Source organism: Longicatena sp. (assembly GCF_982403165.1).
Window position 1 is genome coordinate 31,955 of sequence record NZ_CEVYEL010000002.1, and the last position, 12,314, is coordinate 44,268.

General features: G+C 38.0%; 7 protein-coding genes. All 7 read left to right on the forward strand.

Going from position 1 to position 12,314, the window contains the following annotated elements; translation table 11 throughout:
• Positions 1-31 precede the first annotated feature (31 nt).
• The 7 genes from AC1VS3_RS00640 (at position 32) to AC1VS3_RS00670 (ending at position 12,278) form a co-directional block, all read left to right on the forward strand.
• Positions 32-2,398, forward strand: a complete 2,367-nt coding sequence (locus tag AC1VS3_RS00640) for a hypothetical protein (protein WP_119983197.1) — start codon at positions 32-34, stop codon at positions 2,396-2,398.
• A gap of 29 nt (positions 2,399-2,427) precedes the next feature.
• Positions 2,428-3,756, forward strand: coding sequence for an RsmF rRNA methyltransferase first C-terminal domain-containing protein (locus AC1VS3_RS00645; RefSeq protein WP_119957468.1), 1,329 nt, complete (start codon positions 2,428-2,430; stop codon positions 3,754-3,756).
• Between the two features lie 674 nt (positions 3,757-4,430).
• Positions 4,431-9,479, forward strand: a complete 5,049-nt coding sequence (locus AC1VS3_RS00650) for a leucine-rich repeat domain-containing protein (RefSeq protein ID WP_321195587.1) — start codon at positions 4,431-4,433, stop codon at positions 9,477-9,479.
• 885 nt (positions 9,480-10,364) lie between these two features.
• A complete protein-coding gene (locus tag AC1VS3_RS00655) occupies positions 10,365-11,195 on the forward strand; it encodes a class C sortase (protein ID WP_119957469.1) in 831 nt (276 codons plus the stop codon).
• The gene (locus AC1VS3_RS00660) at positions 11,179-11,316 is read left to right on the forward strand and encodes a hypothetical protein (protein WP_321195588.1); all 138 of its coding nucleotides are present in this window, start codon (positions 11,179-11,181) and stop codon (positions 11,314-11,316) included. The genes AC1VS3_RS00655 and AC1VS3_RS00660 overlap by 17 nt, the downstream gene beginning before the upstream one ends.
• 90 nt (positions 11,317-11,406) lie before the next feature.
• Positions 11,407-11,715, forward strand: a complete 309-nt coding sequence (locus tag AC1VS3_RS00665; protein ID WP_481275474.1) for a hypothetical protein — start codon at positions 11,407-11,409, stop codon at positions 11,713-11,715.
• An 89-nt stretch (positions 11,716-11,804) separates the two neighbouring features.
• Positions 11,805-12,278 (forward strand): hypothetical protein, encoded by a 474-nt coding sequence (locus AC1VS3_RS00670; RefSeq protein ID WP_119957470.1) that lies wholly within the window; start codon positions 11,805-11,807, stop codon positions 12,276-12,278.
• Positions 12,279-12,314 lie beyond the last annotated feature (36 nt).

Sequence of the window (12,314 nt, forward strand, 5' to 3'; positions counted from 1 at the left end):
ATTATGCTAGTTATAAAGAGAGGTGTTGAACATGCTGAAAGTATCCCATATCACCATGACAAACAAACAGCGGTATCTGTTAACAGATGTCTCTTTTGTATTACCTGCACATGGGTTTTGTGCCATTACGGCTAAGGAAAAAGAAACCGAAAAGGCCATCAGTTATCTTTTGGCCGGTATGAAACAAGCGGATGCCGGATTTTTACAGTGTGATGAAACAAAAGTAACCAATTTCTCTGTGACGGAAAGAAGCCGGTATCGCACAAGCTGTGTGACTAGCTGGTTTGGCGATTTCCTTTTCTTACCATCAGCAAGTGTGAAAGAAAATATTGTTTTACAATATGCATATGAAAAGACAAAGGTGAAACAGGTGCTGCAAGATTGGCAATTATCTTCCATAGCAGAAAAAAGCATTGAAGAAGTCAGCTTTCAAGATAAAGTGAAAACGATGCTTGCCCGAAGTGCTTTGCGTACCTATCGTTCGATCATTTTTTATCCCGATAGTACGCCATTTTCAAAAGAAGAGCTGCAAAGTATTTATCAATTGTTAAAAATTTATAGTGAACACATACTGGTCATCGTTGTCGGTGATCCTGCCTGTCATGCCTATAGTGAACGCATCTTAGAATTTCGTGAAGGTATTTTAATCAGTGATAATCAAGCAGATGAAGAAGTAAAAATACAGGATATTCAACAACCTGGTGTAATCATGCAGAAAGAGGGATGGCATGCGATGTTTGAGGAGCAACATCGTCGCTATCGCTGGCCTTATCATGCGTTAAAATTTTTAACATTGATGTCATTGATCCTTGTTTGTATCTTATGGAGCACAACGAGCTTAGATATCGTCAATATTGAGTTGGGCATGCTGCAGAAGGATAAGACGAATTCATTTGTCGTCCATAAGATAGCCCAAGGGGACGATGGGACATTATATCCCGCTTTAAAAACGAATCTATCATCAAAGGATGTTTCAATCTTACAGAAGCATATGAAGGGCAATCTGCTATGTAGTTATGTAGCGGTCAATGCAACCTTTGCCAATGCCTATCTGGAAGGTATTTACGATAAAGAAGCCATACCCTTAGAAAATTACTTGCCTGTGGTGGAGGCAAATACTGCCAAGCAAGCCGGAATCAAAAAATTGCAGGGGCATTATCCTACAACCTTTGATGAAGTTTGTCTTTCGTTGCAAACGGCTCATCAGCTCTTTCATCAAGAGATACCGGCAGAGAAACTGTTGCATATGACAATTTCTTGGTATGGCCTGCCTTTACGGATTTCCGGGGTTTTTGAGGATGAGGATGGGGATAAGACTGCAAATGGCGTTTTAGGAATGCATCTGGGCTATCCCTTGTATGTAAAAAGCGGTTATCTGAAACAACATCCTTTATCGAAGATGAAAAGCTTTCCTTCCAGTAACAAACGCTTATTATATCAAGATCATTTTGTAAACATTCAAGATATTCAGCCGATTGATGTCTTTTCACGTTTTTATAATGGAAAGCAGATTGTGTATTACACCCCAATTGCGCAGGATGAAATTGTCCTTGATGTAGCCACCGCTATTGAAATGGGGTTCCCTTATGAACGCTATGCAAACGATGAGACAATGAGCTATCAGGAAAAATTGTATGCCTATATTCGCTTTGCTGATGAGATGATCGGTAAACAAATACAGGTACAGGCGTATACAATCGAAGCCACACCAATTAACAGTATGTTGTATCGTAAGAATGTGAAAATTGCCGGTTTCTTATTACCGAGCATGGATATGATGGAAGGAAACGAGCAGGTAAAGGATGCAACCGTGTATATGGATGAAACCGGTTTAGCGGATGTCCTGGTGAAAAATGTCCAAATCAAACAGGTAACTTATCAAGGAAACAGTGTGGAGGAAGTAAGAGAGGCATTGCAGTATTTGAATACTAGTAATTTATATGAGATAAGCTTAAAAAATTCTTTGCTGCTGCAAGTTCTAGTCATTGATTTCAAGGAATTGTTCACCTTTTTTGCGATTGCCAGCATCTTCTTTCTAGGAGGCAGTGTACTGCTTTATTTTCTGCTGTTGCATAAAACCATTCAGCATCAGCAACTTGCTTGCAGTGTGTATTATGTTTTTGGTGAGCGAAAGGACGCAATGCGTAAATTATATGAAAAAACCTTCTTAAGAAGATGGCGAAAATATTTGTTTGTAGCTATCTTTATAACGACCATCTTATTGTGGGGCTATATCATATTGATCTTGTTAAAGCTTTCAGCGGATGTCTCACTATTGATGTATTTGTTATTGCCCGCTTGTGTGGGTGGTTTGCTTTACTTCAGCATGCAGCTGGCAACACGATGGTATCTGAAACATTCTTCACTGCTGCTGGATGCATATGCTGAAGAAGTATGATAAAATACGAAGGTATTGGAGGGATGTGTATGAAAGAACAATTTCTGCAGCGGATGAAGGAATATCTGCAAGAGGATTATGAGGCTTATGTAAAAACGTTAGAGGAAGATGCTTATCGTGGGTTGCGTGTTAATACGACAAAGATAAGCGTTGAGGCTTTTTTACAGCTGTCTGTTTGTGAGTGTAAGCCTTCTGCTATCTGTCCTGAAACCTTTTATATTCCACACCAGGAAAAAGGGTTAGGTAATCATCCTGCACATCTTGCCGGTCTGTTTTATATGCAAGAGCCAAGTGCTTCCAGTGCCGTAGAAGTTTTGGATGTACAAGAGGGGGATTGGGTGTTGGATATGTGTGCAGCTCCGGGAGGCAAAAGTACGCAGATTGCCGCGAAATTGCAGCACAGTGGTTTGTTAGTCAGTAATGAAATAGAGGCAAAGCGGGCGGCCGTATTGATGAGCAATATGGAACGTTTAGGTTTTAGTGAATGTATGATTACCAATGCACGTCCCGATGAACTGGCCAAGGAAATGGGCGGCTGGTTTGATAAGGTCTTGGTAGATGCTCCTTGCAGTGGCGAAGGCATGTTTAAAAAACATGCCAAGGCAATGGACGATTGGAGCGTAGAACATGTGGCTTCCTGCGCAATGCGCCAAAAGCTTATTTTAGAAAGTGCTTATGAAACCTTAAAAGAAGAGGGCATTCTTGTATATTCTACCTGCACCTATTCGATGGAAGAAAATGAAGAAGTCATATATGCATTTTTAAAGCATCATGAAGATATGGAATTATTAGATTGCCAGGTTAACTTTGGCAGAAGCGGATTTTCATATCGTGATCTGGATGTGACAAAGGTGCGAAGAATTTTCCCGATGGATCAAGGGGAAGGACATTTTGTGGCTAAGATGAAGAAACATGGTCAAGCCGTCATGTCGCGAAAAAAAGAAGTGGCGGATACAGCCTTGCCAATGTTTGCCCAAGCCTTTTTAAAAAGCCAGCTGGCAAAGCAGCCTGCGCATACGTTACTATTGCAGGATAAGCTATATCTGAAACAAACGCCTTTTTTATTTATAAAGAAAATTCATATCCTGCGCCAGGGCATCTTAGCCGGGGAAATCATGAAAAACCGCATAGAGCCACATCAGCATTTTTATAGCGCAAGTTTGCATCAGGATAAGTTTTTACAGACCTATGATATGCGTGATGAGGAATGTCACCTCTTTTTACAAGGTCATCCTCTATCCGTCAGTGCGTATAAGGGGTATACGGCCTTATTGTGGCATCAGCATCCCATCGGCTTTGCCAAAGGGGATGGCATGGTGTTAAAAAATAAATACCCTAAAGGAATGCGTATTCGCTGATCGAAAATAGAAATAACTTGACCAAATAGGTAAGGATAAATGACAGGAATTTCCGATTGTATCGAGATTCCTTTTTTTATTGCCCTTATGCTATAGCCACAAGGGGAAAGTATGTACGTTCATAACGATATTTCTATAATCGTATGTAAAATTTAGTAATATCTTGTTATGTTTTTCTAAGATATTGACAAAGAATTGACACACGCGCTTATTGATTATCCTGTACATGGGTTAAGCAAAAAGGATCCTGTACATGGGCAATGAGAGCTATAACGAACACTGTTATAGATAAGATGTCTTTTATGAAAATAATGAAAAATGCTTAATGCAAGGTCAATGCGCTGGTATTGCTGAAGCAGCTTTATAAACACAAAAGGCAATGGATAGATGCTGGTAAAAATTGCCCTTCGTTATGAAAATGATCATGGATACAAGCAAATGAAAAACGCTATGATAAGGTCAACATGTCTGGGAAAAAGCAACCGAAACTTAGTGAAAAGATGATCATGGGCTTTGCCTTATAGAATGAAAAAACCTAGTCGAAAGATTATAGGTATTTTCTGGTTGAATGCCATCATGGTATACAAGAAAAAGGCTTAGTTTCGCATAGATGTAGCTCATGGTTCAAATATGTTTATGTTACAAAAAGTGGAAATGGAAGGGAGAACGTATAGATGAAAAATTATGGTAAGAAACTTGTCTCTATGATACTGGTCATCACGATGATCGTTTTAACCTTTCCGACTTTCCTATTTGCAGAAGAGATGAAAACAACAGAGGATTCTCAAACTGTCGCTGATACCAACTATCGGGGAAGTGGAAGAACGAGAATCGCCTTCCATATCCAATACGAAGGAGAGGATGCTTCCGGCTACTATGATAAGATGTGGATGGAAGGCTGGGGCGTCAGCTTTGGAGCATATTATGATTGGAAAGATGCCGATATCAGCAATGCGGCGACCAATATTGCGGCTTTTATGCCTGCCAAAACAGATGATGAAGCACTGTTAGGAACCGATAATGAAGTTATGCCGGATGATGGAAGTACCTACCCAAGTGATGAAGATAAACAACGCTATCAGATATTTGGTGAAGATATTGACGGTGATGGCAATCAAAAGGAACAAACAGTGCTATATGCAAACGCATCTGTAAATGAGGACATCGTTATGGCCTCTATGAGTAAATTGGAAAAACTAGTACGTTCAGATGATGATCGCTTTGGCAGCTTCGATACCGAGGCTACGGTACTTTGTAATCATGGTTATACGTATGAAATCAGCGTTAAAAATGCAACGAAGACATTAAGCGATATTGTTGTTTTTGATCGCTTAGAAGATGCTCCTTTATACCAAGCAGATAACCATTTTGAAAACAATTGGTGGTATGGCAGCTTTACAGGTATCAATGTAAATGAACGAAAAGAAAAAGGTGCTGCTCCAATTGTCTATAACAATGCGAATCGCAATGCGAAAATCACTACTGAAGATGAGGCACCAGATGAGGTCTTAACCGTGGAACATGGCTGGATACGAAGTGAAGACTGGAAACGTGAGCTATCTGAGGTGAAAGCAATTGCCGTGGATATGAGAAAGGATAGGGAAGGAGATCCATTTACCATTAAAGAAATGGGCGCGGTATCCTTTCAGATTCATATGCAATCACCAAAAGAGGACGAATCATTGGATACTGCCAACCATGAGAATACTCATGATAAAAAACATCCTGCCACCTATGCGTATAACGATGCCAGTTTTTATTCTAAGGTCGTTGAAGATCAAAGTGAAGGCACGGTGAATGGAATTGCAGTACGTGTGAAACAGCATCAGCCGGAAACATTGGAAGTTATTAAAACTTTGCAAGGAAAAATACCTGAGAAAAGCAAAGATATGTCCTTTCGCTTTCAGGCAAGCTATGCACAGAAACCATTTGCTACACAGGAATATCAATTGTATAAGAAAACAGGGGATGGTTGGACAGCATGTGGTACGAATCGGGTGTATGCAACAGAAGCAGATGGAAGCTTTTATCTGCATGCAGATGAAAAAGCTGTTTTTCATCTTTTAGATCAATCGCTGATGGAAATCAAAGAAGAGGAAAATCCTTTTTGGAAGGTTGACATCACAGATATAAAGCATGAAGATACCCGTACGATGACATTTCAAAATACGTATCGCCCAGTGCTTTATGCGCAAAAAAAGGTACAAGGACATTCCGATAAAATGGATATCACAAAAGAAACCTTTCACTTTCAAATAAAGGCAGATGATCAGCCACTAGCCAATGCAGAGTATTGGGTAGTTGACAGTATACGAAATGATGGTGGCATACCAATGAAATTGAAAGAGGGCAAAACAGATGCGAATGGACAATTTGAAATAAAAGCAAATGAAATCATAGCTCTCTTTCCCGGAGATGAAGGCATTCGCTATGAAGTAAACGAAATATATCCAGGTAAAGATTGGTTCTGTGAACAAACCAGCGCCAGCGGTATTATGGAAACATTCGGAAATGTTGCAACGATCACAAATCACTATAAATGGAAAGAACTGTATTTAACAAAGGAAGTAAAGCATCAAAATGCAGAGGAATGCAAGAAGGAATTCACATTCGAAGTTTCTTCAGATGATCATTTGTTAACCGGTGCACGCTGGGTCATCTTAAATGAAGATGGATTGGAAAGCGATGTAGAAGGGATCCTTGATGAAAACGGAAGATTTTCAGCAGCATGTGCAGGAAAAATCATTAAGATCGAGGGCTTTACCGCAGGAAAAAGCTACAAGGTAAAAGAAATCGATGATACCGGTTATACGGATGGGGATTATTATGAACCAATTAACGCTACTGCAGAAGGAATGATGCCATGCTATGCTAAGAAAGCCGAAGCAACAATCGTAAATGATTATCTATTACGTCCTCTCCAAATTACAAAGCTTGTCAGTTTTGATCCATCCAAAGTGTCAGAAAGTGAGCAACAGGCTATCGAAACAAGAGAATTTACGATGCAAATTTTAATCGAAGGCAAACCATATGCCGATAAGGAATATCAGATCATGAAAAACGGTATACTGGTTGGTCAGGGTAAAACATCGAACGATGGCTATTTCAGCATTCAGCATCAGCAAACAGTCGTCTTTCAAGATGTGGGCGTTGAAGGAATGGAATATACGATCATTGAAACACCGGATGCCGATTATGAACAAATTTATCCGGTTGATAAAACACCGGCTATAGGGAAATTAGCGGAAAACAGTACGGTCACTTTTGTAAATGGGGATGCCAATACCTTCATGATCGGAAAAGAATATGTGGTCGGCGAAGAAGATAACGGAAGGGGGAATGCTTATTTAGAAGATATCAGACAAAATGCCGAAATTAGAGATAAGGAAAAGGTGCATCTGAAACTGGAAATCCAAGAGCATAACGGGGAATGGGCTGTTTGGCCTAAGGAAACAACAGAAGTACAAGTATTGGATACCATACATCAGACACGAGCGACCTTACTATGGGAAGCCGGTAAAGAAATCCAGATAGAACCATGGAAACGAATCATGATCAATACTTTACCGAAAGATACGCGCTATCGGTTAAGCGAGAGCAGTAAAGATCGTTATAAGCTCTATAAACAGAATGGCGGTTTTATTGAAATCACACCAAAGATAGGGGAATTGGCAAATGTGATTCAACAGCAGCCACTGGCTATTTTACAGAATCAGATTAGTGGAAGAGATCAAACGTCTGCCATTTATAAACGGATGCATTTGGGCAGCGATGAAGTGATGAAAGGAGCCAGACTAGTTTATCGTGTAGATGTATATGATGGAAAAGTATGGAATCCAGCCGCAAATGTAGCATATATTATCGCTGATGAAAAGGGCATTTCAAGTAATCGCATCCAAAGAACACAACGTGATGGTAAGATTAGCATCGAGAAGAGTGCAAATGGATATCCAATCATCTATTTTAGCGAAGCAGATGTAAAAATACAGCCTAGCATCGTCAAAGATGGCACCTATCGAATCGTGGAGTTGATAGAGGAAAGTGATGCTGAATGGGGACAGTTAAGTGGATATGTTGATGCACTGGATGATTGCTATAATGGTCGTATTGATTGCCAGGATGCCGTGGGGTTTGTAAATAGTAATCGCAAGACGGTCATTGAAATTGCGAAAGAAATGGAAAATGACAGTGATCAGGAATTCACTTTCGAGTTACGTCAGGTACTGCGGGCTAGCCAAGAAAACATCACTGATATAAAACAAATCTTGGAAACGCGCAAAGGTGTTCATCTTGCCTATACGGTATATGATAGTGAAACAAATGAAATTGTAGCCAAACGCACCACGCAGGCTACCGGCGAGATTACGATAAAAGCGAAACAATTTGCCAGAATAGAGGTTTGTGATGACACGGTATGGACAGTGAGTGAAAAACAGAATACACCATATGTCGTAAAGGAAATCTCGGGGACAAAAGATAAGACAAGCAAACTATCTGAAAATACCATGTTACTACAAGCTAAGGCACCTGTGATCTTGGCCCAGTTGTCCATAGAAGCGAAAAAGAAATTTTTTCTAAAAGAAGAACTGCTTGATAAAGATGATTTTATCGTAAGGGCAATGTATTCCGATGGAAGTATCAAAACATTAGCGAAAGATGAATATGTAATTGATAAGGATCAAGTACCGACGAGTACAACCTTTGATTTAACCTTTGCTTATGGCGGTTTAAAAGAAACCAAAACATTGCAAACAGCAGGAACTGTGATTTTGACAAGTGAAATGGTGAATAATGGAGTCATTGATGCCGTTTCAGAAGAAAAGGTAATATTAAATCAAGGAGATGTAGTGATTCCGGAAGTCATTCTCGTGAATGACATACCTTGTATTGTCGTTAGCATCGGAGGCAATGCTTTTAACGCAAAACATGAAGTAAAAAGTGTAGTCATGCCAGACAGTGTCACCAGCATCGGTAATGCGGCATTCTACGATTGCTGGCTGAGTGATATTAAGTTATCCAACAATTTGAAAGAAATTATGCCGCAGACCTTCTGGCGAGCCGAGTATATGCTCCACATTACAATACCGGAATCCGTAACTGCTATTCGATACAGTGCGTTCCAAAGCTGTTTGCGTTTAGAAAGTGTTAAACTGCCGGATAATCTTCAGATTCTGGAACAAAGTGCCTTTAGAGGATGCAATGCCTTGAAAGGAACATTGGTTATTCCTAAAAATATCACGGTTATCAATGATTATTTGTTTACGAATTGTATTAATTTAGAAGGCGTTGTACTACCGGATGGGGTAACGGAAATTGGTTCCCAAGCTTTTGCTGAATGTAACAGCCTTGTGAAAATCAATTTACCAGATTCGATGCAAAAGATTGGATATGCGACATTTAATAAATGTACGAGTCTTACACATATCAGTCTCCCTGCAAAATTAAAAGAAATACCGGAAAATGGTTTTGGCTGGTGCTTGGCACTGGAAAGTATAACATTAGCTGAAGGACTGGAAGTAATTGGTACAGATGCTTTTGTACAGTGCACGAAACTAAAAAGTATTGAAATACCTAGCACGGTTACTAGCATTAACAATGCATTTCGATTTACAGGAATCACCTCTTTCTTCATCAAAGGAAAGAGTAAGGATCAAATTGCTGGTGCACCATGGGGATTAAACGCTATGCAAGCTTTAAATATTGTGTGGGAGCTTGATCAATAAACAGCATAAGAGCAATAATCGTATAAAATATGTCAAAATACCATGTGATTTCACATGGTATTTTGACAAATAAGTGATGCATAAAAAGGGTAAGACAAAGAAAAGTTAATAAATTATGGAAAATATAAGGCAAAAGAAATGTCATTTTCATAGTGATGTTTCTTTTTTTTAGAAAAAAGAAGAAAACCTTGTTGTGACGGCAGCATAATCTTTTTTATGCTACGTTCTATACAAAAATAAATCAGACGGCAGATTTAGGCGAAGAAATCGATAACACCGCTCATTTGTCTTTTACAAATGCTGCTGATCAGGATTATGAGAAAGATAGCGATACACCAGAAGTACATACTGGCGGTATTAAAATGATAAAGGTTGATAAGGAAAATTCTGCAAAAGTATTGAAGGGTGCAGAATTCCAGGTTTTTGCATCGTAAGCGGATGCAAAAGCTAAAAAGAATCCAATCAGCATTAATGGTAAAGATACTTTTGTATCAAATGAACAAGGTATCGTAGAAATCTTTGGTTTAGCTTACGGTACTTTAGGTGAGTCATTTGAAGATAACAATAATCGTTCAACGGATTATTGGATCGTAGAGACAAAAGCTCCTATTAGTGATAAAGGTGAACCATATAGCTTATTGAGTGAGCCTTTAAAAGTAACAGTTAATGCTACAAGTCATTTAGATAATCAAAAAATAACTGTATACAATGCACTGACAAATACTGATCTTCTATTTACGGTGGTATTGGTACTATTATCTTTGTTATCGGTGGTATTGCTTTAATTGGTGCAGCAGTAGTATTAAATAGAAAAGGCAGCCGTAAAGCTGTTAAGTAGAAAATCAGGGGATTCAGTTCCCCTCTTTTCTGCTTTATACGAACAAGATGAAAATACGAAAGCTAATAACAACCTTGCTGTTTCTAGGTGGTGTTATTTTACTGGCCTATCCAAACGTAAATGTTTTATTGTCTAATTATGATCAAACCATAGCTGTAAAGAAATACAATGATAAGGCATTGCATTATGATAAAGTAATGGTAAAAAAGGAAATTGATAAGGCAAAGGTATATAACAAAAGCATCTTAGGTACTGAGGTACATGACCCTTTTGTACCTGGAAGTGGTGTGGTTATTCCTGATAACTATAATGACATCATGAATGTTGCCTCTGGTAGTATGGGCACATTGGAGATTCCTTGTATTGATTTAAACTTGCCTATTTATCATGGTGTGGCAGAAAAAGTTATCCGCAAAGGTGTTGGCCATTTACGTGAGACACCATTTCCTATTGGAGGGAAAGGGAATCACACGGTTTTAAGTACCCACCGCGGTTTGCCTGAGGCAAAATTATTTACAGATTTGGATAAAATGGAAATTGGTGATGAATTTTACATTCATATTTATAATCAAGTTCTTGCTTATAAAGTAGATAAGATCATCGTAGTGAAACCTAATAAAACAGAATATTTAAAACCAATTGCCAATGAAGATCATGTGACTTTATTGACCTGTACACCATATGGAATCAATTCACATCGCTTATTGGTAAGAGGAATACGAACAAAGTACATACCAAAGCATAAAGCAATGATAACAAAGAAAACGTGGTCAAAGGAAATAATTATACTGTTAGTGCTAACTGGAGCTTTAGTATTAATGATAGGTTATAAAACAGTTAAAAAAGTAAGGAGTCGTAAAAATGAAAAAATCAGCTAAGTTAAAAAAGATAATGGCAGTATTCTGCTGTATGGTGATGGCAATGGTAATTGCCGGATGCCAGCGTACGGATAAGTCTTCACCAAAAGGGTTGACAGAAGTTTATTTGGAGAAGATGTAAGAAGGAAAATATAAAGAAGCATGTGATATCGTCGGTGCTGAATTTGATCAAAAAAGCTATGATAAGAGTGCTGGTTTGCAAAAAAAACTTATGAAGTTAACTTATGCAAATATGACCTATGAGGTTAATGAAGAAAAAATCAAAGATGATAAAGCAACAGTCAGTGTTAAAGTAAAAAACTTTAATTATATAGATACAATGAATGATGCTATCTATGAAACCATGAAACAAAAAAAAGATGATGAATTCACGAAAAGTGAGTTTACTAAGAAAATGAAAAAAGCAAAACAAAAAGAAGAAACTGTTTTAGTTAACTATCGCAAAGAGAATAAAAAATGGATTTTTGATGGTAGTAATTCTTTGTTGAATGCGGCTATGTTAGGATATTTGAATTCTTAATTGTTAAAATTATTTAGAAATGATATAAATTTTGGTAAATTTATATTGTTTCTTTATATGTTTCATTCATAAGAAAGGAACAGTAAATTATGCAGACGATACACGTTTTTGAAATACAGAAATTAGATGTGATATGTGAAGATAACAGAGGCTTTGATGAGAAAAATTTATGTTTACAATTATTCTCTGATGCCAGTTATTCCATACCTGTACGCAGTTGTGATTTTTTCTATATTTGGAATATGATTACAAACTATCATCCTCGAAGTTATTGTCACAGACGGATTCATGATATACAAGAAAACTACTTTCTGATGTGTATTGATGATAATGCAAAAATACAAAAATTAATTACAAATTTAAAAGAATTGTCTATGTCACAGGTGTATCAAGCATTACTTAACCAGCAATATCGTGGTAATTATTTAAAATGTCTGGAAAATCTAAAGAAAGTGCTCTTAGTATCTTTTCAAAAGGCTTATGATGAACATAAAGGTATCGTATATTACAATGACAATTATAAAGACATATGGATAGGTAAAGGAAGTCATCTTGTGAGATGATTTCCTTTTTCATCTGCGTATGGTAAAATAAGCAGG